Raw genomic sequence first — 21,715 nt, forward strand, 5'->3', positions numbered from 1 at the left:
TCGGTCATGCCCGCCACCGCACCGCCACCGCACATCGGTGAACCGCTCGATCCGCTCCCCCGGGAGTTCGCCAATCTGATGAGGCCGGAGATCCCGGGACTCATCAAGGAGATCGGCGTGGAGGTCCAGCGCACCTACCCCGTGTACGCCCACCTCTTCAACGGGCCCCACTCGGACGCCATCCGGCAGGGCGTCGAACAGGCTCTGGCGGCCTTCGTGGAACGCGTCGCCGACCCCGGCGCCAACTCTGCCCTCCGGGACGAGCTGCTCCGCAAGTTCGGCCGGGTGGAGGCGTACGAGGGCCGTGACCTGGAGACCCTCCAGGGGGCCTACCGGCTCGGCGCCCGGATCGCGCTGCGCCGGGCGAAGAGCATCGGACGCACGTACAACCTCTCCCCCACCCTGATCCTCGCCTTCGCGGACGCCCTCTTCGCCTACGTCGACGAGCTGGAGTCCCTCTCCCGCGAGGGGTACGTGATGGTCCAGGCGCGGGCGGTGTCCGACGTGGCCGCGCTGCGGAGACAACTGCTCTACCTGGTCGTCGCGGGGCCGCCGCTGCCCCGGGCCACCATCGCCGAACTGTGCCGGGAGGCCTCCTGGCAACTGCCCGAGGAATGCACCATGGTCGCCCTGCGGCCCCCGGTCGCCGAACTCGTGCAGGCGGGGCTCGACCGGGACGTCCTCGCGGACCTCACCCTCCCGCAGCCGCACCTGCTGATCCCCGGTCCGCTCACCCCCGAACGCCTGGAGATGCTCGACGCCGCACTGGCCGGAACCCCGGCCTGTATCGGTCCGACCGTCCCTCCCGCGCAGGCCGCCCACTCCGTCCGCTGGGCCCGGCGGGTCCTCCAGCTCGTCGACGACGGCATCGTGCCGGACGCCCCCCTCGTGCACTGCGAGGACCACCTGACAACGTTGTGGCTCCTGTCGGACCCGGCGCTGGTGGCCCATCTCACCCGGCGCGAACTGGCCCCGCTCGACGGCCTGTCGGGCTCCCGGCGCGACCGGCTGATCGAGACCCTGCGGGTCCACATCTCCACCCGGGCCCCCGCCGAACAGGTCGGCGAGATGCTCGGCGTACACGCCCAGACCGTCCGCTACCGGCTGCGGAACCTGGACGGCCACTTCGGCGACCGGCTCGTCGACCCCGACCACCGGTTCGCCCTGGAGGCGGCCCTGCGCTCGCTCCACCTCCAGGCGGGCAAGCACACCGACTGAGCCGTACGGCGGCGGGCCCGGCCGGAGCCGGGTCCCGCCCCCGCCGTCAGACCGTCCGCGCCCGCAGCACGCAGCGGGCCGGGCCCTCCACCTGGAGGGTGATCGCGGAACCGACCGGCACCTGGGTGTCGACGGCCTCGAAGTCGTACCGCTGGAGGATCATCGCCAGCGCCACCCCCGACTCCAGCATCGAGAAGTGCTGCCCGATGCAGGCGCGCGGACCGCCGCCGAAGGGGAACCACGCGTACCGGGGGCGGGCCGCCTCCGCCTCGGGCGTGAAGCGGTCCGGGTCGAAGCGCTCCGGGTCCTCCCAGTAGTCCGGGTGCCGGTGGGTCACCCACGGGGCCACGATGACGTCCGCGCCGGCCGGGATGGTGACGCCGTCGATCCGGGTCTCGGCGACGGCGCGGCGCCCGATGACCGGAGCCGCCGGGAAGAGCCGCATCGCCTCCTTGAGGACACGGGTGACATAGGGCAGGGCGTCGAGGTCGGCGGCGCCGGGGTCCCGGCCGCCCAGCACCCGGTCGACCTCCTCGTGGGCCCGCTTCCGCGCCTCCGGGTGGAGGGCCAGGAGGTGCAGGGCGAAACCGAGCGAGGTCGCGGTGGTCTCATGGCCCGCGAGGAGGAAGACGAGGACCTGCTCGCGCAGTTCGTCCGCGTCGAAGCTGCCGTCCTCGGCGCTCTCCGCCGCGACGAGGAGGGTCAGGAGGTCGTCGCCCTCGGCGGGGTCCCGCCCGGAGTCGCGGCGCCCGGCGATGATCCGGTCGCACACCTCGTACAGCGCCCGGTGGACGCTGGCCGCGCGGCGGTTGGCCGGAGTGGGCCAACTCCGGGGGACGTTGAGCGGGGAGTAGCCCCGGCGGAGCACATAGGCGCCCAGCTCGGGGAAGCTGCTCTCGACGATCTCGACGGCCTCGTCGACGTCCGTGCCGAAGAGGATGCGGGCGACGGCGCGCAGCGCGAGCCGGGTCATCTCCTGGAGGACGTCGACGGATTCGGCGCCGCTGTCCCGCCACTCCCCGACGAGGGTGGTGACCTCGGTGGCGATGGCCGAGGCGTAGCCGTCGACCCGGCGGCGGGTGAAGAGGGGCTGGACGAGCCGCCGCTGCCGCAGGTAGTGCTCGTCCTGGCTGGTGAGCAGACCGTTGCCGAAGGACTCGCGGATCTCCTGGTAGAAGTTGTTGTCCTTGCGGAAGTTGGCCGATTCCCCGGCCAGGACCTGCTGGGCGCCTTCGGCGGAGAAGACCCCGTAGACGGTGGAGCGGATGCCGGGCGGCCCGGCGGTGATCCGTACGACGTCGCCGTACTCGCGCCGGGCGCGCAGGAAGGTGCCGAGCGAGTCGCTCTTGAGGTCGGACAGGGAGCCGAGCAGCGGATGTCCCGCGACTTCGGGTGCTTCGGTGCCGGTGGTGACGGCCATGGAGGTTTCCCCTCGATCGTCGATGTGCGCAGCGATTGTCCCCCAGGGGGCGGCTCGTGGGGAGAGTCGTCCGAACGCCGGGCCGGTTCCGGTCGGTTGCCGGGAGAGAGCGGTTGTCAGTGGTGTCTGAGAGGCTCGTGTCATGGAGCGACCCGTGCCGCCCGAGCGGCCAGAGATGACCCTTCAGCTCACGATCGACTGCGTCGACCCCCGGCGCCTGGTGCCCTTCTGGCTGGAGGCCCTGCGGTACGTGCCGGAGCCGCCGCCCGCCGGGCACGGGACCTGGCGGGCGTACTGGGAGGCGATCGGCGTCCCGGCGGAGGAGCTTCCGGAGGGCTCGGGCGAGCTGCCGGAGTCCCTCGTGGACCCGAAGGGCGTGGGCCCGCGCGTCTGGTTCCAGGCGGTCCCGGAGCCGAAGACCGTGAAGAACCGGGTCCATCTGGACCTCAAGGTCGGCGGTGGCCGGGAGGTCCCGCTGGCGCTGCGCCGGGAGCGGGTGGACGGGGAGGTGGCCCGTCTGACGGCCCTCGGCGCCCGGGTGCTGTACACGATGGACGAGCCGGACGGCATGGACTACTACGCGGTGGTCCTCCAGGACCCGGAGGGCAACGAGTTCTGCCTGGTGTGACCGGACGGGGACCGGACGGGGACCGGACGGGGACCGGACGGGGACCGGACGGGAGCCGGACGGCGGCCCGCCCGGACGACCGGACCGAGGGGGTGCCTGCCGGTCGGCCCGGCGGCCGGTCGGCCCGGCGGCTCGCGCTCCGGGCGCGGGCCGCCGGGCTCCGGGCGGTCTACTTGGCGAGGGCGCGGCTGATCACCATGCGCTGGATCTCGCTGGTGCCCTCGAAGATGGTGTAGATGGCCGCGTCGCGGTGCATCCGCTCCACCGGGTACTCACGGGTGTAGCCGTTGCCGCCGAGGATCTGGATCGCCTGGGCGGTGACCGTCTTGGCGACCTCGCTGGCGTACAGCTTGGACATCGAGCCCTCGGCGTGGGTGAAGGGCTTGCCCGCCGTCGCCATCCAGGAGGCGCGCCAGACGAGGAGGCGGGCGGCGTCGATCTGGGTGGCCATGTCGGCCAGTTGGAAGGCGACGCCCTGGTTCTCGATGATGGGGCGGCCGAACTGGACGCGGGTCTTCGCGTAGTCGAGGGCCACCTCGTAGGCGGCGCGGGCGGTGCCGACGGCCATCGCGCCGACCGCCGGACGGGAGGCCTCGAAGGTGGCCATGGCGGCGTTCTTGACGCGCTCCCCGCCCGCCTTCGCCTTCTCGCGGGCGCGGGCGAGGCGCTCGTCGAGCTTCTCCTTGCCGCCGAGGAGGCAGCCGCCCGGGACGCGGACGTCCTCCAGGACGACCTCGGCGGTGTGGGAGGCGCGGATGCCGTGCTTCTGGAACTTCTGGCCCTGGGAGAGGCCGGGGGTGCCCGGCGGGACGATGAAGGAGGCGTGTCCCTTGGAGCCGAGTGCGGGGTCGACGACGGCGACGACGACATGGACGTTGGCGATGCCCCCGTTGGTCGCCCAGGTCTTGGTGCCGTTGAGCACCCAGGTGTCCGTGGCCCCGTCGTACACGGCGCGGGTGCGCATGGCGGCGACGTCGGACCCGGCGTCGGGCTCGGAGGAGCAGAAGGCGGCGACCTTGACGTCGGAGGCGTCGCCGTACATCTGCGGGATCCAGGTGCCGATCTGCTCCTCGGTGCCGTTGGCGAGGACGCCGACGGCGGCGAGACCGGTGCCGACGATGGAGAGGGCGATGCCCGCGTCGCCCCAGAACAGTTCCTCCATCGCCACCGGGATGCCGAGGCCGGTCGGGTCGAAGAACTGCTGGGCGTAGAAGTCGAGGGAGTAGATGCCGATCTTGGCCGCTTCCTGGATGATCGGCCAGGGAGTCTCCTCGCGCTCGTCCCATTCGGCGGCGGCCGGCCGTATGACATCGGCGGCGAAGCCGTGCAGCCAGTCGCGGACCTGTCTCTGGTCCTCGTTGAGTTCGAGCGTGAAGTCGCCCATACGTCCCTCCAAGGAGTACGTTACTTCCGGTAACAGCAGTCTGTTACCGGTGGGTAAGCGCTGTCAACCTGCGGCGGAGCGATTCGGCCCGACCGGCAGCAGAGAGCGGGCGGGTGTTACGTTGCGAAGCCTCAGGCAGACGCGGCGCGGGGAGACACGCTCATGGACATCGCACACCGGACCACCGACCGGCAGACGCCCGCCGACCAGCGGCGGCGCGAACTGCTGGAGGCGGCGGACCGGGTGGTGCTCAGGGACGGCCCCAAGGCCTCCATGAACGCGATCGCGGCCGAGGCGGGCATCACCAAGCCGATCCTCTACCGCCACTTCGGCGACAAGGGCGGCCTCTACCGCGCCCTCGCCATCCGGCACACCGACGCGCTCCTCGACGCGCTCAGGGCCGCGCTCGACGCGCCCTCCGACCGGCGCCGCCGGGTCGAGGCCACCCTCGACACCTATCTCGCCTCGATCGAGGCGATGCCCCAGGTCTACCGCTTCCTCATGCACCCGGCGGAGGAGTCCCAGCAGACCGAGCGGGGCTTCGACGTCGGCCGCCACTCCGCCCCGCTGCTGCGCCGCATGGGCGAGGAGCTCGGCCGGGTCATCGCCGAACGCATCGACCTCGGGCCCGGCGCCGAGGTCCAGGCCCGGATCTGGGGCCACGGGATCGTCGGGATGATGCACGCCGCCGGGGACTGGTGGCTCGGCGAGCGCCCCTGCTCCCGCGAGGAACTCGTCCGGAGCATGGCGGACCTCCTCTGGGGACGGCTCGCCCAGGCTCCGGACCTGCCCGACGGTCCGGGCTTCTGACCGGCCCGCGCACGCGCTCACGATCCGGCTCCCACCCGCGATCCGGTTCTCGCCCGCGATCCGGTTCCCGTTTCCGACCCGGTTCTCGTCTGTGATCCGGCTCTCTTTTCCGACCCGGCCCGGCCCGGCCCGACCCGCGCCTTCCGGCGCCCCGGGCTTCCGGCACCCGCCGGTCCCAGGAGCCCCGCCCTGCCCGGCGCCTCCCCGGACCCCGGTCCTCGGCCCCTGACCCCCGGACCCCGGGCCTCAGTCCTCCAGTACCGAGGACTTCGCGCCCCACGGCTGCTTGCGGATCGCGCGCAGCAACCGTGACTTGCGCCACCCCGTGACGTGGTCCGCGTAGACCCCGCCGTCCAGGTGGTCGGTCTCGTGCTGGAGGCAACGGGCGAAGAAACCCGTCCCCTCGATCCGTATCGGCGAGCCGTCCGTCCGTACGCCCTCGACCACCGCGCGGTCGTACCGGGGCGTCGGCGCCTCCAGGCCCGGCAGCGAGAGACAGCCCTCCGGGCCCCGGAACACCTCACCGTCGGCGGCCACCAGGCGGGGGTTCACCACATGGCCCAGATGGCGGGTCTCCTCGTCGTCGGGGCAGTCGTACACGAAGACCCGCAGGCCCACGCCGACCTGGTTCGCCGCCAGGCCCACGCCGTGCGCCGCGTACATCGTGGCGAACATGTCCTCGACGAGACGGGCCAGTTCGGGGCCGAAATCGGTGACGGGCTCGCAGGGGGCGTGCAGCACGGGAGCACCGAGGAGGGTCATCTCTCGGACGTGGCCGGAACTGCCGGGGATGGGCCGGTTTCGCATGGCCGTAAGGGTACGGTCCGCCATGACCTCACCGTTTCGCGCATCCGCTCGGCGGTGCCGCTGTTCGGGCTGCTGACCGGATCTCGATAGGCTGAGCACGGACCGACGCGAGGAGGAACAAGAACGATGTCAGGACACCCCGGGAATCCAGAGCCGCTGTCGCCGCGCGCCAAGCTGGCCGTGACGGCGGGCAAGGCCGCGGCCGCGGTGTCGCGGGCGGCGGGGCGCGGCAGCGGATCGGTGATCGGCGGTCGGGTCGCGCTGAAGCTCGACCCCGACCTCCTCGGTCGGCTCGCCCAGCACCTGGACGTCGTCCTGGTGTCCGCGACCAACGGCAAGACCACGACGACCCGGCTGATCGCGGAGGCCCTGCGCGCCGCGGGACCCGTCGTCTCCAACGCCCTCGGCGCCAACATGCCCGCAGGCATCACCTCCGCGCTGGCCGGCGGCTCGGACTCCAGGTACGGCGTGATCGAGGTCGACGAGAAGTACCTCGCCGGGGTCGCCCGTGACACCACGCCCAAGGTGATCGCGCTGCTCAACCTCTCCCGCGACCAGCTCGACCGCGCGGCCGAGACCCGGATGCTCGCCGAGAAGTGGCGCGAGGGCCTCAACGGCACCAAGGCCGTGGTCGTCGCCAACGCCGACGACCCGCTCATCGTCTGGGCCGCCTCCTCCTCCGCCAACGTGGTGTGGGTCGCGGCGGGCCAGGAGTGGAAGGACGACGCCTGGTCCTGCCCCGCCTGCGGCGGTGTGATGCAGCGTCCCGGCGACGACTGGTTCTGCGGCGAGTGCGGCTTCCGCCGCCCCGCGCCGAGCTGGGCGCTCAACGGCGACCACGTCCTCGACCCGCACGGTTCGGCCTGGCCGATCCGGCTCCAGCTGCCCGGCCGCGCCAACAAGGCGAACGCGGCCACCTCGGCCGCCGTCGCCGCCGTCTTCGGGGTGCCGCCGCAGGTGGCCCTGGAGCGGATGTACCAGGTGCAGGCCGTCGCCGGACGCTACGACGTGGTCTCCTTCCAGGGCCGTGAGCTGCGGCTGCTGCTCGCGAAGAACCCGGCGGGCTGGCTGGAGACGTTCTCCCTGATCGACGGGCCGCCCGCGCCGGTGATCCTCTCGGTCAACGCGCGCGGCGCCGACGGCACGGACACCTCCTGGCTGTGGGACGTCGACTACGGCCGTCTCGCCGGACACCCGATCATGGTGATCGGCGACCGCAGGCTCGACCTCGCGGTCCGCCTGGAGGTCGCCGGGGTGGACTTCCGCGTCTGCGAGACGCTGGACGAGGCCGTGTCCATGGCCCCGCCCGGACAGATCGAGCTGATCGCCAACTACACCGCGTTCCAGGACGTCCGCCGCCGCGTCGGCAACTGACCCGCAAAGGACTTTGCAGCATGAGTGAGAGCAGCCTGCGGCTGGTCTGGGTCTACCCGGACCTGCTCAGCACCTACGGCGACCAGGGCAATGTGCTCGTGGTCGAGCGCCGCGCCCAGCAGCGGCGTCTCAACGTCGAGCGCGTCGACGTCCGCAGCGACCAGCCGATCCCGACCTCCGGCGACATCTATCTGGTCGGCGGCGGCGAGGACCGTCCGCAGCGGCTCGCGGCCGAGCGGCTGCGGCGGGACGGCGGTCTCAGCCGGGCCGCGTCCAACGGCGCCATCATCTTCTCGGTCTGCGCCGGGTACCAGATCCTGGGCCACGAGTTCATCAACGACCTCGGCGAGCGCGAGGCCGGTCTCGGCCTCATCGACGTGATCTCGACCCGGGGCGAGGGCCAGCGGTGCGTCGGCGACGTCCTCGCGGACATCGACCCGCGTCTGGGCCTCCCGCAGCTCACGGGCTTCGAGAACCACCAGGGCATCACGCACCTCGGCCCGACGGCCCGGCCGTTCGCCCGTACCGTCTTCGGCAACGGCAACGGCACCGGCGACGGCACCGAGGGCGCGTACAACGAGACCGTCTTCGGTACGTACATGCACGGCCCGGTCATGGCCCGCAACCCGCAGATCGCGGACCTGCTCCTGAAGCTGGCCCTCGACGTGAACGCGCTGCCGCCGACCGACGAACGCTGGTACGAGGCGCTGCGCGCCGAGCGCATCGCGGCGGCCACCCAGCCCGCCTGACGCGAGCCGCGCGGGGCACCCGTACACGCGTACGTTGTCCACTGTGCGGACATCCGGTTCGGCCCCGCCATCCTGCACCGATAGGGTGGCGGGGATCCAGCCGGACGACGGGGTCCGGGAGTCGGCCCACGTTGCAAAGGTTTTCGGGCTATGCGCATTGGCGTGCTCACCTCCGGCGGAGACTGCCCCGGTCTGAACGCTGTCATCCGTTCCGTCGTGCACCGCGCCGTCGTCGACCACGGCGACGAGGTGATCGGTTTCCACGACGGGTGGCGGGGGCTCCTCGAGTGCGACTACCGCAAGCTCGACCTCGACGCGGTCGGCGGCATCCTCGCGCGGGGCGGCACCATCCTCGGCTCCTCGCGCGTCCAGCCCGCGCATCTGGTGGACGGCGTCGAGCGCGCCAAGGGGCACGTGGCCGACCTGGGCCTCGACGCGATCATCCCGATCGGCGGCGAGGGCACCCTCAAGGCGGCGAACCTGCTGTCCGAGGCGGGGCTGCCGATCGTCGGCGTCCCGAAGACCATCGACAACGACATCGCCTCCACCGACGTCACCTTCGGTTTCGACACCGCCGTGACCGTCGCCACCGAGGCCCTCGACCGGCTGAAGACCACCGCCGAGTCCCACCAGCGCGTCCTGGTCGTCGAGGTCATGGGCCGTCACACCGGCTGGATAGCGCTGCACTCCGGCATGGCTGCGGGCGCGCACGCGGTCGTCGTGCCCGAGCGTCCCTTCGACATGGACGAGCTGGCCGCCCGGGTCGGCGAGCGCTTCGAGGCGGGCAAGCGGTTCGCGATCGTGGTCGTCGCCGAGGGCGCCAAGCCCCGCGAGGGCTCGATGGTGTTCCACTCCGGCGGCAAGGACGAGTACGGCCACGAGCGGTTCACCGGCGTCGCCAACCAGCTCTCGGTGGAACTGGAGCGCAGGCTCGGCAAGGAGGCCCGCCCGGTCATCCTCGGCCACGTCCAGCGCGGCGGCACCCCCACCGCGTACGACCGCGTCCTCGCGACCCGCTTCGGCTGGCACGCGGTCGAGGCGGCGCACCGGGGCGAGTTCGGCATGATGACGGCGCTGCGCGGCACCGACATCGAGCTGGTCCCGCTGGGCAAGGCCGTGGAGACCCTCAAGACGGTCCCCTCGGACCGCTACGCCGAGGCCGAGTGCGTGCTCTGAGCGGGTCCGGCGCCTGACATCCGCCCCCGGTCGCGGTCGCGACCGGGGGCGGTTCTAGTCTGGTGCGGACAACAAGCGCGAATCGGGCTCCAGGAGTACACACGATGGATCACAGCGGGCACGGCATGACCACGGATCTGCCGCCGTTCACGCTGGGGCGGGCCCTGGAGTTCTCCCCCGACCTCTTCTTCCTGATCGGCTGCCTCACGGCGCTCGGTCTGTACGGGTGGGGCGTGACGCGGCTGCGGCGGCGCGGGGACGCGTGGCCGGTGAGCCGGACGGTGTTCTTCACGGTCGGCGTGCTGTCCGTGGCCCTGGTGATGTGCACCAAGCTCAACGACTACGGCATGGTCATGTTCAGCGTGCACATGGTGCAGCACATGGTGATCTCCATGCTGTCGCCGATCCTGCTGCTCCTGGGCGCGCCGGTGACGCTGGCGCTGCGTGCGCTGCCGGTGGCCGGGCGCGGTTCGACCGGTCCGCGCGAGCTGCTCCTGAAGCTGCTGCACAGCCGGTACCTGCGGGTGATCACCCACCCGGTGTTCACGATCTTCCTGTTCATCGCGAGCCTCTACGGTCTGTACTTCACTCCGCTCTTCGACACCCTGATGGCCTCGAAGCCGGGGCACATCGGGATGATGGTGCACTTCCTCATGGTGGGCCTGGTGTTCTTCTGGCCGATCATGGGTGTGGACCCGGGGCCGCACCGGCCGGGGTACGTGATGCGGATGCTGGAGCTGTTCGCGGGGATGCCGTTCCACGCGTTCTTCGGCATCGCGATGATGATGGCGACGGAGCCGCTGGTGGAGGCGTACAAGAACCCGCCCGCCTCGCTGGGGATCGACGCGCTCACCGACCAGAACGCGGCGGGCGGCATCGCCTGGGCGTTCAGCGAGATCCCGTCCGTCCTGGTGCTGATCGCGCTGGTCTACCAGTGGTACCACTCCGAGCAGCGGCAGGCGGTCCGCATGGACCGGGCGGCCGACCGGAACGGGGACAAGGAGCTGGAGGCGTACAACGCGTATCTGGCCTCGCTCCAGGCGCGCGGGCGGTGACCCGCCCGCGCGGATGACGCTTCGCCTCCGGGCCCGGCGCGGAGACCTCACGGGGTCCCGTCCGGGCCCGGAGGCGTTGTCGGGGCAGGTCAGGGGCGGGTCCGGGCGGGTTCAGGGCCGGGTTCGGCGCACGCCGGGGCGTCTGGGGAGTAGCGCGCGCCCCCCTCGTGGGGTCACGATGGGCTGGACGGCTTCCGCGACCCCGGTCGGGAGAAGGGCGGACCGATGTCCGGTCCCACGAAGGCGATGGCGGCGCTGACCTGCGCCGCACTGGTGCTCACGACGGCGTACACGGTGGCGCTCGGCAGCAGCGGCTGGCTCTGGCTCGGCTGGGTGGTGCTCGCCGTGGCCACGATCGGGATGGCCGCGGCGGACAGCCAGAGCCCGGCGGCCCCGCGCCCGCGCCCCCCTGCGGGCCGCGGCCCCGGCACCGTACGGCCCTGAGTCCTCCCCTACGGGCCCGGCGCCCGCCCGCTGGACCGTGGGGCCCCGCGCGGTTACAACGGGTGGACGGACGACGAACGGGGATCTCGCGTGTTCTACCAGCTGATGAAGCACGTCCTGCTCGGGCCCCTGCTGAAACTGCTCTTCCGGCCCCGGATCGAGGGCCTGGAGAACGTCCCCGAGGAGGGCGCGGCGATCGTCGCGGGAAATCACCTCTCCTTCTCGGACCACTTCCTGATGCCGGTGGTGCTCGACCGGCGGATCACGTTCCTGGCCAAACAGGAGTACTTCACCGGACCGGGACTCAGGGGGCGGCTGACGGCGGCGTTCTTCCGGGCGGCCGGCCAGATCCCGGTGGACCGGTCGGGGAAGGAGGCCGGGAAGGCGGCGATCCGCGAGGGGCTCGGGGTGCTGGCCCGGGGCGAGCTGCTCGGGATCTACCCGGAGGGGACGCGCTCGCACGACGGGCGGCTCTACAAGGGCAAGGTGGGGGTGGCGGTGATGGCGCTGACGGCGGGGGTGCCGGTGGTGCCCTGCGCGATGGTGGGGACCTTCGAGATCCAGCCGCCGGGGAAGGTCGTGCCGAGGATCCGGCGGGTCACGATCCGGTTCGGGAAGCCGCTGGACTTCTCGCGGTTCGCGGGGGCCGCGGACCAGCGGGCGGTGGTCCGCGCGGTGACCGACGAGATCATGTACGAGATCCTGCGGCTGTCCGAGCAGGAGTACGTGGACGAGTACGCGGCGGTGGTGAAGGCCGGGGAGCGGGGCGACGGGACCCCGGTGGAGAAGTCCCCCCGGCCGGAACGCTGAGGTCCGGTCCGCGCGCGGCACGGGTCCCCGGCCGGGGGCCGGAGGAGGGACGGGAGGAGGGGCGGCCGTCGGGCGGGCGCCCCTCCTCCCGTCACCGGGTCACGGCCGGGGGGTGGCGTGCGGGGCGCAGGTCTGGTCCCTGGAGTCCAGCGCGCCGGTCAGCAGATAGGCCTCGACCTTGGTGTTGAGGCAGGGGTTGACCAGGTTGGTGATGCCGTGCGAACCGGCGTCCCGCTCCGTGATCAGACGCGAGTTCTTGAACCGCTTGTGCAGCTCGACGGCGCCCTCGTACGGGGTGGCGGCGTCGCGCTCGGACTGCGCGATGAGCACCGGCGGCAGGCCCTTGCCGGTCTTCACCTCGACCGGGCGCTGGCGCGGGGCCGACCAGGTGGCGCAGGGGAGGTTCATCCAGGCGTTGGACCAGGTCATGAAGGGGTACTTCTGGTGGAGGCGGGTGTTGTCCCGGTTCCACTTCTTCCAGCTGGTCGGCCAGGGGGCGTCGGCGCACTCGACGGCGGTGTAGACGGCGTTGCCGTTCTCCGAGGCGGCGTTGCCCGCCGTGTCGGAGAGGTCGGCGGCGGCGGCGTCGATCAGCGGCTGCGGGTCACCGGCGGCGTAGGCGCTCCACGCCTCGGCCACGGGGGCCCACATGGAGTCGTAGTAGGGGGCGTTCTGGAAGAAGGCGATGAGTTCGGCCGGGCCGACCTTGCCGCCCAGCGGGTTCTTCTTGGCGGTGGCGCGCAGGGTGGTCCACTGCTGCCTGACCTCCGCCAGGGTGTCGCCGAGGTGGTAGGCGGCGTCGTTCTGGGCGACCCAGGTCATCCAGTCCTTGAGGCGGCCCTCGAAGGCGATGTCCTGGTCGAGGTTGACCTCGTACCAGATCTTGTCCTTCGACGGGTTGACGACGCTGTCGAGGACCATCCGGCGGACGTGGTCCGGGAAGAGGGTGCCGTAGACCGCGCCGAGGTAGGTGCCGTAGGAGACGCCGACGTAGTTGAGCTTGCGCTCGCCGAGGGCGGCGCGGACGACGTCGAGGTCGCGGGCGGTGTTGAGCGTGTTGATGAAGGGGAGGACGTCGCCGCTCTTCTCGGCGCAGCCCTTGGCGTACGCGGCGGCGAGCTTGCGCTGCGCGGTCTTGTCTGCCTCCGTGTCGGGGACCGGGTCGGCCTTGGGGCCCTTGACGAAGTCGGTCGGGTCGACACAGGAGATGGGGGCCGACTTGCCGACGCCGCGCGGATCGAAGCCCACGAAGTCGTAGGCCTTGGCGGCGCTCGCCCAGATGGCGTTGTTGGTGGTGACCCGGCGCGGGAAGCGCAGGCCGGAGCCGCCGGGGCCGCCCGGGTTGTAGAGGAGCGCGCCCTGGCGCTCGGCCGGGGTGCCGGTGGACTTGACGCGGTCGACGGCGATCTTGATCTTCTTGCCGTCGGGCCTGGCGTAGTCGACGGGGACGGTGACCCAGCCGCACTGGATCGGCTTCTCCAGGCCCCAGTCGGCCGGGCAGTCCTTCCAGTCGATGCCCGTGTGGGCGGCGCGCGCCGCGGCGACGGCGACGCCGATCGACTCGGCGTCCCGCAGGTGCCGGTCGCTGTCGGCGCTCGCCGCCGGGGCGGCGAGGCCGCCCATGACGAGCGTGCCGGCTATCAGGGTGCCGGCCGAGCCGAGCACTGCCGTGCGTCTCACGTGTCCTCCCCCAGTGGGGCGCCGCCCCCGTGGCAGCGCCGCTTTTGGTTGTCGGGGGATCCTTTCGCCTGGGAGGCTCACGATGAAAGGGCGTACACCTGTTTCTTTGCCGAACCAATAACCGGTGCCTCGTGTACCGCTGAGCGGTGACGCCCCTCGGGGGTGTCCGGGAACGGTCAGAACGGGGCGAGTGCCGCCACGGCCTCGTCGAGGAGGCGGCGCAGGACCAGCGCGTCCGGGGCGACCGCGGTGACGAGTGCGGCGGGCCCCGCGAGGGGGGTCACCGCCGCGTGCTCCCCCAGCAGCCGGGGCTCCACCGGCTTCTCCTCGAACGCCGGGTCCACGACGAGGAGTTGACCGACGGCCCGGTGCCCGCCCAGGACGGCGCCGCCGTCCCAGCCGTCGGGGGCTCCGGGGCCGAAGGCGAGTTCCTGGTCGAGCAGGGGCCGTCCGGCCCGGCGGACGGTGAGCCGGGTGGTGAGGGTGCCCGGCGGTTCGCCGTACCGCCCGAGGACCTGCTCCTCGCGCAGCACGAGCCGGGCCGTGGCGGCGAGTTCGACGACGGTCCGCATCCGCAGCTCCGAGCCCTGCACCGAGACCAGTTGTTCGGGCAGCCAGCGGAGCACCGCCCCTTCGCCGACGCGGAGCCGTACGTCGTAGGCGGCGGGCCCGGTGTCCCGGCCCGGCAGGGCCAGGGTGGCGGCGGCCGAGTCGACGAGGAGCCGGGCCCCTTCCCGTACCTCGGCCTCGACGGCGAGCCGGTCACCGCCGAGCGGGGCGCTCATCGCCCCGACGACGGTGACCCGGGTGTACGGCCCCGGTGTCCTGGTGCGCCGCAGGGCGAGGGGGCCGTCGCTCACCAGGAGCGGCAGCCCGCCGTCGGCGTCGGCGGCGATCCGGGCGGTGGCGCGCAGGCTCACGCGGTCCATGCCCCGATCCGCTCCCGGACCCAGTCGACGACGGGGGCGACGCCGTTCTCGGCGCGCAGCGAGGTGAAGGCGACGGGCAGGTCGCCGCGCTGCTCCTTCGCGTCGTGGGCCATCCGCTCCAGGTCGGAGCCGACGTACGGGGCGAGGTCGGTCTTGTTGACGACGAGGAGGTCGGCGGTGGTGACGCCGGGGCCGCCCTTGCGCGGGATGTCGTCGCCGCCCGCGACGTCGATGACGAAGATCTGGGCGTCGACGAGGCCCCTGGAGAAGGTGGCGGTGAGGTTGTCGCCGCCGGACTCCACGAGGATGAGGTCGAGCGGTCCCACCGCGTCCTCCAGTTCCTCGACGGCTTCGAGGTTGGCGGAGATGTCGTCGCGGATGGCGGTGTGGGGGCAGGCGCCGGTCTCGACGGCGCGGATGCGCTCGGGCGGCAGGACGGCGTTGCGGAGCAGGAACTCGGCGTCCTCCCGGGTGTAGATGTCGTTGGTGACGACGGCGAGGGAGAGGGTGTCGCGCAGGGCCCGGCAGAGGGCGGCGACGGTGGCGGTCTTGCCGGAGCCGACGGGACCGCCGAGTCCGATGCGCAGGGCGCGGCGGGTGCCGTCGGGGCGGTGGGCGTCGGCGGAGACGGCGCCGTGGTGGTGTCCGTGGTCGAGGTGCATGGGGCGGCTCCTTGGTGTGCGGGCGGGCCGTGGACGTGGGGGCGTAGGGGTGGGGCCAGGGCCCGGGGCCGGGCGACCGGCCCCGGGGTCATGAGGCCGTCAGAAGGCGGTCGGGCGACGGCCTTGGAGTGTCGGGGGGCCGTCGTCGGAGGTCTCGGAGGCCGTCATGAGGCGAAGAGGCGCACCGGCCAGGCGGCGTGCTGTTCGGCGGTGAGGTCGAGCAGGGGCGCGGAGGCCGCGGGCAGGGCGTCGACGCCCTGCCGGGCCGCCGCCACGGCCTGTGCGGCGACCTCGTCCATCTCGGGGGCGAGGCGGGCGAGGACGGCGGTGGCCCGGTAGGGGTCGAGGCCGAGGAGGCGGACGACGGCGGTGGCCGGTCCGCCGACGGTCTCGTACACGACGCAGTGGGCGGCGTCCTCGGGACCGAGCCCGGCGGCGCGGGCGGCGGTGCCGAGGACGACGGGCTGATGGGCGCCGCGCGGGAACAGCGCGGCCAGCGCGTCGAGTTCGGGGCCGGGCCAGGCGGCGCGGGCGGCCCGCATCATCTGACGGCCGAGCCTGCGCGCGGCGGCGCGCAGGGCGGGCGAGGGGGTGCGGGCGTCGGCCGCCGTGTCGAGTTCGGCCGGGTCGAGTCCGTGCGCGGCCCCGGCCGCCAGCGCGGCGGAGGTGAGGCCGGTGGTGCGCAGTCGGCCGCGGCAGAAGGACTCCAGTCCTGCGGCGTCCCGGACGCGACCGGCGCGGACGGCGGCCTCGGCGCCGCCGGAGTGGGCGTGCCCGCCGGCGGGAAACCGTCCGTCGGCGAGCACGAGCAGTGCGGAGCGTGTCATGGAGGGGGCGCCGTCAGAAGAGGAAGTAACGCTGGGCCATGGGCAGTTCGGCGGCGGGTGCGGGTTCCACCACTTCGCCGTCGATGCTCACCGAGAAGGTGTCGGCGTCGACCTCGACCCGGGGCACGGCGTCGTTCTCGACCATGTCCGCCTTGGTGACCCGTCGGGTGGAGCCGATGGCGGCGAACTCCTTGTGCAGTCCGAGCCTCTGCGGGAGGTCGTCCTCGATGGCCGCCTGGGCGACGAAGTTGATCGAGCCCGCCGCAGCCGCCCGGCCGAGCGCGCCGAACATGGGGCGCGGCAGCACCGGCTGCGGGGTGGGGATGGAGGCGTTGGCGTCGCCGAGCTGCGCGTACGCGATCTGTCCGCCCTTGATGACGACGAGCGGCTTCACGCCGAAGAAGGCGGGTTCCCACAGGACCAGGTCGGCGAGCTTGCCGGGTTCGACCGAGCCGATGACATGGCCCATGCCCTGGGCGACGGCCGGGTTGATCGTGTACTTGGCGACGTAGCGGCGGGCCCGGTGGTTGTCGGCGCGGCCGTCGCCGGGGAGGGGTCCGCGCCGCTTCTTCATGACGTGGGCGGTCTGCCAGGTGCGCATGATCACTTCGCCGATGCGGCCCATGGCCTGGGAGTCGGAGGAGATGATCGAGATCGCGCCCAGGTCGTGCAGGACGTCCTCGGCGGCGATGGTGGAGGGCCGGATGCGGGACTCCGCGAAGGCGAGGTCCTCGGGGACGGCCGGGTTGAGGTGGTGGCAGACCATCAGCATGTCGAGGTGTTCCTCGATGGTGTTGACGGTGTGCGGCCGGGTCGGATTGGTGGAGCTCGGCAGGATGTTCGGCTCCGAGACCACGGTGATGATGTCGGGGGCGTGCCCGCCGCCCGCGCCCTCGGTGTGGTACGCGTGGATGGTGCGCCCGGCGACGGCGGCGAGGGTGTCGCCGACGAAGCCCGCCTCGTTGAGGGTGTCGGTGTGGATGGCGAGCTGGGCGCCCGTCTCCTCGCAGACGTCGAGGCAGGCGTCGATGACGGCGGGGGTGGCACCCCAGTCCTCGTGGATCTTGAACCCGAGGGCTCCGCCGCGCAGTTGGGAGTGCATGGCCTCCCGGGACATGGTGTTGCCCTTGCCGAGCAGACCGATGTTGACGGGGAAGGTGTCCAGGGCCTCGAACATCCGGGCCATGTGCCAGGGGCCGGGGGTGATGGTGGTGGCCTTGGTGCCCTCGGCGGGGCCGGTGCCGCCGCCGACGAGCGTGGTGACGCCGGTGGCGAGGGCCTGCTCGACCACGGTCGGGGAGATGAAGTGGACATGGGTGTCGACGGCGCCCGCGGTGACGATGCGGCCGTTGCCGACGATGACCTCGGTCTCGGGGCCGATCACCAGACCGGGGTGGACGCCGTCCATGGTGTCGGGGTTGCCTGCCTTGCCGAGGGCGACGATCCGGCCGTCCCTGATGCCGATGTCGGCCTTGACGATCCCCCAGTGGTCGATGACCACGGCGCCGGTGATGACGGTGTCGGGGGCGCCCTCGGCACGGGTGGTGCGGGCCTGGCCCATCGACTCGCGGATGACCTTGCCGCCGCCGAAGACGGCTTCGTCCCCGGCGCGTCCGGGGCCGCCGCTGCGGTCCTCCTCGATCTCCACGAAGAGGTCGGTGTCGGCGAGCCGGAGGCGGTCGCCGGTGGTGGGGCCGAACAGGTCGGCGTAGACGGCGCGGTGCAGATCAGGCACGGGAGTCCTCTTCGTTCGCGTCCAGGGGACCCGCGGTCTCGCCGCGCAGCCCGGGAACGATCCGGCGGCCGGTGAGGGGGACGAGTTCGACCTCGACGGGGATGCCGGGTTCGAAGCGGACGGCGGTTCCGGCGGCGATGTGCAGCCGCTGCCCGCGCGCGGCGGCGCGGTCGAACTCGAGTCCGGGGTTGACCTCGGCGAAGTGGTAGTGGGAGCCGACCTGGACGGGCCGGTCGGCGGCGTTGAGCACGGTCAGGCGCGTGACGGGGCGCCCCTCGTTGAGGGGGACGGGGCCGTCCGCGTACAGGATCTCTCCGGGGATCATCGGCGGCGGTCCGTTCAGACGATGGGGTCGTGGACGGTGACGAGCTTGGTGCCGTCCGGGAAGGTGGCCTCGACCTGGACGTCGTGGATCATCTCGGGGACGCCCTCCATGACCTCGTCGCGGGTGAGCACCTCGCGCCCCGAGGCCATCAGCTCGGCGACCGTGCGGCCGTCCCTGGCGCCTTCGAGGACATGGGCGGTGATCAGTGCGACGACCTCGGGGTGGTTGAGCCGTACCCCGCGCGCCCTGCGCTTCTCGGCCACGTCCGCGGCCACATGGATGAGCAGGCGTTCCTGCTCGTGCGGGCTCAGTTGCACACTTCCACCTCACAGTCGTCCGCCGGGACGGGACCCGGACAGCTGCGGACCCTACCGACCTTCAACACCTTGTTGAAATGCCGGAACGCGGCACACCGGCAGACATTGCACGTTAGGGCGGAAGTTTTTCCGGCTGGTTAACTACGCCTTTGCGATCGCATGATCATCAGGTCGGTGACGGCACATGCGGAGCCGAGCCCTCCCCCTGACGGATCGACATCCGGCCGTGTCGTGTCGAGAGCCGGACGGCCGACGCGCATCGCAGAATCCCTCCCTCGTTCGGAGTAGTCGACGAGTCGATATTCAGACCGGTCAACTTGCGCCACCGATGTACGCATCTGGCGGAATCGAACGTTCCATCGCTGGTGCGGGGCTCGCCAGGGGGAACTCCGATGATCACGAAACCCTCCTGTCCACCCGAATGGATCAGTCGTGAGGAGCCTCACATATCGCCGTTTCCACTCGGATTTCACCCCCGGTGTGGGTCAAGATCCCTGTCGACGACAAGCCCCCGCCGCCGCGGCGGGGCGGTCCGGGCGGACGCCGAGTCCTGCCGCTGCCCCGGACGTCTGGTCGACAGGATTGGACCGGCAGGAGTGGAGGACCCGATTTTTACGGGGCGTACGCGCTGTTCCCACAGCGGGGCCGCCCCTTGGGGTGAAGCCGCACCCGCGGCCGGGCATCTTCGCCTGCCCGAACCCGACAGGTCATCCTTCACAGGCGGCTGACGAAGGGTTGCGCATGACTGCGCAGATGCACGTCCCGTCCCTGCTGTCCCGGGTCGGAGCCGTCTCGGCTCTCACTCTCGCCGCCGTCGGCGGCACGCTGCTCGCACCCGGTGCGGCGCCGGAGGCCCAGGCAGCGACGAACTACGCGAACAAGGCACTGAGCGTCGCCGCGTCCAAGAAGGGAGCACCGTACCGGTACGGGAGCGCCGGACCCTCCAGGTTCGACTGCTCCGGTCTGACGCTCTACGCGTACCAGAAGGCGGGCAAGTCGCTGCCCCGCACCGCGCAGCAGCAGTACAACAGGACCACCCGCGTCTCCGCCGCCTCACGGCAGAAGGGGGACCTGGTCTTCTTCCACTCCGGCGGAAGGGTGTACCACGTGGGCATCTACGCCGGGAGCGGCAAGATCTGGCACTCGCCCAAGACGGGGTCCTGGGTGAAGCTCGACAAGATCTGGTCGTCGAAGATCTACTACGGCCGCGTCCGCTGATCCGGCGGCCCGTCCGTCCGCTGATCCGGCGGAACCGACGGCCGGTCCGTGAGCCGATCCGGCGGAACTGACGGCGCCGGTCCGTGCGGGGTGCGGTGGCACCGCCGCGTCCCGTACGGACCCGGGCCGCCCTCCGGCGACCGCGCGTCCCCCGCGGAAGCCGCCCCGGGCCGCCCGGCACCCTCCCGGGGCCCCCGACGACCGCATCGGCTCAGGGGTCGTGCCCACCCCGGCGGGCACGGGCCCGTCAGCGACCGGCCAGCGGGGCGGGGATCCACGGGAGGGAGATCCGGACCGTCTTGCCGCCCTCCTCGATCGGGGTCACGGAGAGACGTCCGCCCGACTCCGCCGCGAGGACCCTGACGATGACCATGCCCCTGCCGTTGTCCTGCTGGACCGCGGCGGGCAGACGGCGCGGCAGCCTCGGATGACTGTCGGTGACACCGATGTGCAGGTGCTCCTCCCAGTCGAGCCGGAGGTCCACCGTGAACGTGGGCGACTGGCCGAGGGTGTGCAGCACGGCGTTGGTGGCCAGCTCGGAGACGATGATCCGGATCGCGTCCGCGGTCTCCGTGGCGTCGTCCAGGCCCCAGCCGTCGAGAACCTCCGCCACGAACCGCCGGGCCGTGGACACCGAGGCGGGTTCGCTCGGCAGAGTGACGGATGCTTCCTGCTGGTCTGCCATGGCGACGCCGTCCCTTTCCCGCCGGGGCCGCTGCCCCGGATCGCACTGCGCGTCAGACTGCCACCGATCGGGCCGCGCCGGGAGGCGTTCTCCCAAGATATGTCCCCATCTGTCGCCCGAAGCGGTGAACGCGAAGGCCCTGGACCGGACCGGGCCGCCGACCGCCGGGTCAGCCGGCCGGTGCCGTCCGCAGGATCGTTTCCACCGCGTACGCGATCCGCTCGTCCGTCAGGTCCGCGCGTGCCGTGAGCCGTAGCCGCGAGACGCCGTCGGGCACGGAAGGCGGCCGGAAGCAGCCGACCGCGAGCCCCCGCTCCCGGCAGTCCGCCGCCCAGCGCAGCGCCGCCTCCGGGGAGGGGGCGCGCACCGAGACCACGGCCGCGTCGGGCCGGGCGGCCGTCAGGCCCGCCCCGGTGAGGAGCCGGTGCAGGGTGGTCGCGACCGTACGGGCCCGCTCCGCGAGCCCCGGCTCGGCCGTCAGCAGGCGCAGGGCCGCCAGCGCGCCCCCGGCGGCGGCCGGGGCGAGACCGGTGTCGAAGATGAAGGTGCGGGCCGCGTTGACCAGGTGCTCGACCACCCGGGCCGGGCCGAGGACCGCGCCGCCCTGACTGCCGAGGGACTTCGACAGGGTGACGGTGGCCACCACGTCCTCGTCGCCCGCGAGCCCGGCCTCGTGGAGGGCCCCCCGGCCGCCGTCGCCGAGGACGCCGAGGCCGTGGGCGTCGTCCACGACCAGACCGGCGCCGTGCGCGCGGCAGGCGGCGGCGAGCGCGGACAGCGGCGCCCGGTCGCCGTCGACGGAGAACACGGAGTCGCTGACGACCAGGGCCCGCCACCCCGGATGCGCGTCGAGGGTCTTGCGCACGGCCTCCGGATCGGAGTGCGGGACGACGGCGGTCTCGGCGCGCGCCAGCCGGCAGCCGTCCACGATCGAGGCGTGGTTGGAGGCGTCGGAGACGATCAGGGCGTCCCGGCCGCCCAGCGCGGTGAGCGCGGCCAGGTTGGCGGTGTAGCCGGAGGAGAAGACGAGGGCGGCCTCGAAGCCGCAGAAATCGGCGAGTTCGCGTTCCAGCCGGGTGTGCAGCCGGGTGGTTCCGGTGACGAGCCGGGAACCGGTGGAGCCCGCGCCCCAGCGGTTCGCCGCCTCGGCCGCCGCCCCGGTCACCTCGGGCCTCCGGGTCAGGCCGAGGTAGTCGTTGCCCGCCAGGTCCAGCAGGTCGGACTCGGCGGCGCGGGGCCGCAGCACCCGGACGAGACCGGCGTCGGCACGGCGGCGCGCCTCGGCCTCGGTCCAGTCGAACGCGGTGCGGCGCGGGCCCACGGCCCGGGTCCCGTCGGCCTGTGACATGCGGGGTTCCTTTTGTAGGCAGCGCACAGACCCTAGCCAACGGAAGCCGGGGTGGGGATGTGGTCATCCACACACCTCCTTCGGGGCCGTTTGTTCGGTTCCTCCTTGGCCCGG

Annotated in this window: 22 protein-coding genes and 1 riboswitch; of the genes, 10 read left to right on the forward strand and 12 right to left on the reverse strand. The window is 72.5% G+C overall.

The annotated features are described in order from the left end of the window. Window positions 1–6: 6 nt before the first annotated feature. The gene (locus ACFXGN_RS17555) at window positions 7–1,218 is read left to right on the forward strand and encodes a helix-turn-helix domain-containing protein (RefSeq protein WP_384859566.1); all 1,212 of its coding nucleotides are present in this window, start codon (window positions 7–9) and stop codon (window positions 1,216–1,218) included. Window positions 1,219–1,264: 46 nt separating this feature from the next. On the opposite strand, the gene ACFXGN_RS17560 is transcribed toward ACFXGN_RS17555, so the two are convergent. Then, window positions 1,265–2,638 carry a cytochrome P450 gene (locus ACFXGN_RS17560; protein WP_384859569.1) on the reverse strand — a complete coding sequence of 458 codons (1,374 nt, stop codon included), beginning with the start codon at window positions 2,636–2,638 and terminating at the stop codon, window positions 1,265–1,267. Window positions 2,639–2,780: 142 nt separating this feature from the next. Between ACFXGN_RS17560 and ACFXGN_RS17565 the strand changes: the two genes are divergently transcribed. Continuing rightward, the gene (locus ACFXGN_RS17565; RefSeq protein WP_384859572.1) at window positions 2,781–3,266 is read left to right on the forward strand and encodes a VOC family protein; all 486 of its coding nucleotides are present in this window, start codon (window positions 2,781–2,783) and stop codon (window positions 3,264–3,266) included. A 169-nt stretch (window positions 3,267–3,435) separates the two neighbouring features. Here ACFXGN_RS17565 and ACFXGN_RS17570 read toward each other — a convergent pair whose 3' ends face one another. Beyond that, window positions 3,436–4,650 carry an acyl-CoA dehydrogenase family protein gene (locus ACFXGN_RS17570; protein WP_384859574.1) on the reverse strand — a complete coding sequence of 405 codons (1,215 nt, stop codon included), beginning with the start codon at window positions 4,648–4,650 and terminating at the stop codon, window positions 3,436–3,438. A 162-nt stretch (window positions 4,651–4,812) separates the two neighbouring features. Between ACFXGN_RS17570 and ACFXGN_RS17575 the strand changes: the two genes are divergently transcribed. Then, the gene (locus tag ACFXGN_RS17575) at window positions 4,813–5,460 is read left to right on the forward strand and encodes a TetR family transcriptional regulator (RefSeq protein ID WP_384859577.1); all 648 of its coding nucleotides are present in this window, start codon (window positions 4,813–4,815) and stop codon (window positions 5,458–5,460) included. A 246-nt stretch (window positions 5,461–5,706) separates the two neighbouring features. On the opposite strand, the gene def is transcribed toward ACFXGN_RS17575, so the two are convergent. After that, window positions 5,707–6,267 carry a peptide deformylase gene (gene def / locus ACFXGN_RS17580; RefSeq protein ID WP_384859580.1) on the reverse strand — a complete coding sequence of 187 codons (561 nt, stop codon included), beginning with the start codon at window positions 6,265–6,267 and terminating at the stop codon, window positions 5,707–5,709. A 126-nt stretch (window positions 6,268–6,393) separates the two neighbouring features. On the opposite strand from def, the gene ACFXGN_RS17585 reads away from it, so the two are divergent. From ACFXGN_RS17585 to ACFXGN_RS17610, 6 genes are all read left to right on the forward strand, one after another. Next, window positions 6,394–7,641, forward strand: coding sequence for a MurT ligase domain-containing protein (locus ACFXGN_RS17585; RefSeq protein WP_366442660.1), 1,248 nt, complete (start codon window positions 6,394–6,396; stop codon window positions 7,639–7,641). 20 nt (window positions 7,642–7,661) lie between these two features. After that, on the forward strand, window positions 7,662–8,390 hold the full coding sequence (locus tag ACFXGN_RS17590) for a type 1 glutamine amidotransferase (RefSeq protein ID WP_384859583.1): 729 nt from the start codon (window positions 7,662–7,664) through the stop codon (window positions 8,388–8,390). A 150-nt stretch (window positions 8,391–8,540) separates the two neighbouring features. Beyond that, window positions 8,541–9,566, forward strand: coding sequence for a 6-phosphofructokinase (locus tag ACFXGN_RS17595; RefSeq protein WP_384859586.1), 1,026 nt, complete (start codon window positions 8,541–8,543; stop codon window positions 9,564–9,566). A gap of 104 nt (window positions 9,567–9,670) precedes the next feature. Continuing rightward, on the forward strand, window positions 9,671–10,621 hold the full coding sequence (locus ACFXGN_RS17600; protein WP_384859589.1) for a cytochrome c oxidase assembly protein: 951 nt from the start codon (window positions 9,671–9,673) through the stop codon (window positions 10,619–10,621). A gap of 225 nt (window positions 10,622–10,846) precedes the next feature. After that, the gene (locus ACFXGN_RS17605; protein ID WP_384859591.1) at window positions 10,847–11,065 is read left to right on the forward strand and encodes a hypothetical protein; all 219 of its coding nucleotides are present in this window, start codon (window positions 10,847–10,849) and stop codon (window positions 11,063–11,065) included. Window positions 11,066–11,155: 90 nt separating this feature from the next. Then, complete coding sequence (locus tag ACFXGN_RS17610) at window positions 11,156–11,875, forward strand: lysophospholipid acyltransferase family protein (protein WP_384859593.1); 720 nt, start codon at window positions 11,156–11,158, stop codon at window positions 11,873–11,875. Window positions 11,876–11,974: 99 nt separating this feature from the next. Here the strand turns inward: ACFXGN_RS17610 and ACFXGN_RS17615 are convergent, their stop codons facing one another. From ACFXGN_RS17615 to ACFXGN_RS17645, 7 genes are all read right to left on the reverse strand, one after another. After that, a complete protein-coding gene (locus ACFXGN_RS17615) occupies window positions 11,975–13,498 on the reverse strand; it encodes an alpha/beta hydrolase (RefSeq protein ID WP_384859811.1) in 1,524 nt (507 codons plus the stop codon). A gap of 233 nt (window positions 13,499–13,731) precedes the next feature. Next, window positions 13,732–14,475 (reverse strand): urease accessory protein UreD, encoded by a 744-nt coding sequence (locus tag ACFXGN_RS17620; RefSeq protein WP_384859814.1) that lies wholly within the window; start codon window positions 14,473–14,475, stop codon window positions 13,732–13,734. Then, entirely contained in the window at window positions 14,472–15,146 is a 675-nt protein-coding gene (gene ureG / locus ACFXGN_RS17625) for an urease accessory protein UreG (RefSeq protein ID WP_384859595.1), read from the reverse strand. The genes ACFXGN_RS17620 and ureG overlap by 4 nt, the downstream gene beginning before the upstream one ends. A 164-nt stretch (window positions 15,147–15,310) precedes the next feature. Further along, window positions 15,311–15,973 (reverse strand): urease accessory protein UreF, encoded by a 663-nt coding sequence (locus ACFXGN_RS17630; protein WP_384859597.1) that lies wholly within the window; start codon window positions 15,971–15,973, stop codon window positions 15,311–15,313. 13 nt (window positions 15,974–15,986) lie between these two features. Further along, entirely contained in the window at window positions 15,987–17,708 is a 1,722-nt protein-coding gene (locus tag ACFXGN_RS17635; RefSeq protein WP_384859600.1) for an urease subunit alpha, read from the reverse strand. Beyond that, window positions 17,701–18,033: an urease subunit beta gene (locus tag ACFXGN_RS17640; RefSeq protein WP_384859603.1), complete on the reverse strand. Its 333-nt coding sequence runs from the start codon at window positions 18,031–18,033 to the stop codon at window positions 17,701–17,703. The genes ACFXGN_RS17635 and ACFXGN_RS17640 overlap by 8 nt, the downstream gene beginning before the upstream one ends. Before the next feature lie 14 nt (window positions 18,034–18,047). Then, window positions 18,048–18,350: an urease subunit gamma gene (locus tag ACFXGN_RS17645; RefSeq protein ID WP_351783671.1), complete on the reverse strand. Its 303-nt coding sequence runs from the start codon at window positions 18,348–18,350 to the stop codon at window positions 18,048–18,050. A gap of 531 nt (window positions 18,351–18,881) precedes the next feature. Beyond that, a riboswitch (cyclic di-AMP (ydaO/yuaA leader) is annotated at window positions 18,882–19,088 on the forward strand. A gap of 3 nt (window positions 19,089–19,091) precedes the next feature. Here ACFXGN_RS17645 and ACFXGN_RS17650 point away from each other — a divergent pair. After that, the gene (locus ACFXGN_RS17650) at window positions 19,092–19,568 is read left to right on the forward strand and encodes a C40 family peptidase (RefSeq protein ID WP_351783670.1); all 477 of its coding nucleotides are present in this window, start codon (window positions 19,092–19,094) and stop codon (window positions 19,566–19,568) included. 247 nt (window positions 19,569–19,815) lie between these two features. On the opposite strand, the gene ACFXGN_RS17655 is transcribed toward ACFXGN_RS17650, so the two are convergent. Further along, window positions 19,816–20,253 carry an ATP-binding protein gene (locus tag ACFXGN_RS17655; RefSeq protein ID WP_384859607.1) on the reverse strand — a complete coding sequence of 146 codons (438 nt, stop codon included), beginning with the start codon at window positions 20,251–20,253 and terminating at the stop codon, window positions 19,816–19,818. A gap of 169 nt (window positions 20,254–20,422) precedes the next feature. Continuing rightward, window positions 20,423–21,601: an 8-amino-7-oxononanoate synthase gene (locus tag ACFXGN_RS17660; protein ID WP_384859610.1), complete on the reverse strand. Its 1,179-nt coding sequence runs from the start codon at window positions 21,599–21,601 to the stop codon at window positions 20,423–20,425. Window positions 21,602–21,715: the final 114 nt, after the last annotated feature.

The sequence above is a fragment of the Streptomyces sp. NPDC059247 genome (genome assembly GCF_042754005.1).
Classification (GTDB): Bacteria; Actinomycetota; Actinomycetes; order Streptomycetales; family Streptomycetaceae; genus Streptomyces.

What these genes read in the sequence shown, in the direction of transcription:
- ACFXGN_RS17555 (WP_384859566.1), top strand. Translation starts at nt 7, where the DNA reads ATGCCCGCCACCGCACCGCCACCGCACATCGGTGAACCGCTCGATCCG.
- ACFXGN_RS17560 (WP_384859569.1), bottom strand. Translation starts at nt 2,638, where the DNA reads ATGGCCGTCACCACCGGCACCGAAGCACCCGAAGTCGCGGGACATCCG.
- ACFXGN_RS17565 (WP_384859572.1), top strand. Translation starts at nt 2,781, where the DNA reads ATGGAGCGACCCGTGCCGCCCGAGCGGCCAGAGATGACCCTTCAGCTC.
- ACFXGN_RS17570 (WP_384859574.1), bottom strand. Translation starts at nt 4,650, where the DNA reads ATGGGCGACTTCACGCTCGAACTCAACGAGGACCAGAGACAGGTCCGC.
- ACFXGN_RS17575 (WP_384859577.1), top strand. Translation starts at nt 4,813, where the DNA reads ATGGACATCGCACACCGGACCACCGACCGGCAGACGCCCGCCGACCAG.
- def (WP_384859580.1), bottom strand. Translation starts at nt 6,267, where the DNA reads ATGCGAAACCGGCCCATCCCCGGCAGTTCCGGCCACGTCCGAGAGATG.
- ACFXGN_RS17585 (WP_366442660.1), top strand. Translation starts at nt 6,394, where the DNA reads ATGTCAGGACACCCCGGGAATCCAGAGCCGCTGTCGCCGCGCGCCAAG.
- ACFXGN_RS17590 (WP_384859583.1), top strand. Translation starts at nt 7,662, where the DNA reads ATGAGTGAGAGCAGCCTGCGGCTGGTCTGGGTCTACCCGGACCTGCTC.
- ACFXGN_RS17595 (WP_384859586.1), top strand. Translation starts at nt 8,541, where the DNA reads ATGCGCATTGGCGTGCTCACCTCCGGCGGAGACTGCCCCGGTCTGAAC.
- ACFXGN_RS17600 (WP_384859589.1), top strand. Translation starts at nt 9,671, where the DNA reads ATGGATCACAGCGGGCACGGCATGACCACGGATCTGCCGCCGTTCACG.
- ACFXGN_RS17605 (WP_384859591.1), top strand. Translation starts at nt 10,847, where the DNA reads ATGTCCGGTCCCACGAAGGCGATGGCGGCGCTGACCTGCGCCGCACTG.
- ACFXGN_RS17615 (WP_384859811.1), bottom strand. Translation starts at nt 13,498, where the DNA reads ATGGGCGGCCTCGCCGCCCCGGCGGCGAGCGCCGACAGCGACCGGCAC.
- ureG (WP_384859595.1), bottom strand. Translation starts at nt 15,146, where the DNA reads ATGCACCTCGACCACGGACACCACCACGGCGCCGTCTCCGCCGACGCC.
- ACFXGN_RS17630 (WP_384859597.1), bottom strand. Translation starts at nt 15,973, where the DNA reads ATGACACGCTCCGCACTGCTCGTGCTCGCCGACGGACGGTTTCCCGCC.
- ACFXGN_RS17640 (WP_384859603.1), bottom strand. Translation starts at nt 18,033, where the DNA reads ATGATCCCCGGAGAGATCCTGTACGCGGACGGCCCCGTCCCCCTCAAC.
- ACFXGN_RS17650 (WP_351783670.1), top strand. Translation starts at nt 19,092, where the DNA reads ATGACTGCGCAGATGCACGTCCCGTCCCTGCTGTCCCGGGTCGGAGCC.
- ACFXGN_RS17655 (WP_384859607.1), bottom strand. Translation starts at nt 20,253, where the DNA reads ATGGCAGACCAGCAGGAAGCATCCGTCACTCTGCCGAGCGAACCCGCC.
- ACFXGN_RS17660 (WP_384859610.1), bottom strand. Translation starts at nt 21,601, where the DNA reads ATGTCACAGGCCGACGGGACCCGGGCCGTGGGCCCGCGCCGCACCGCG.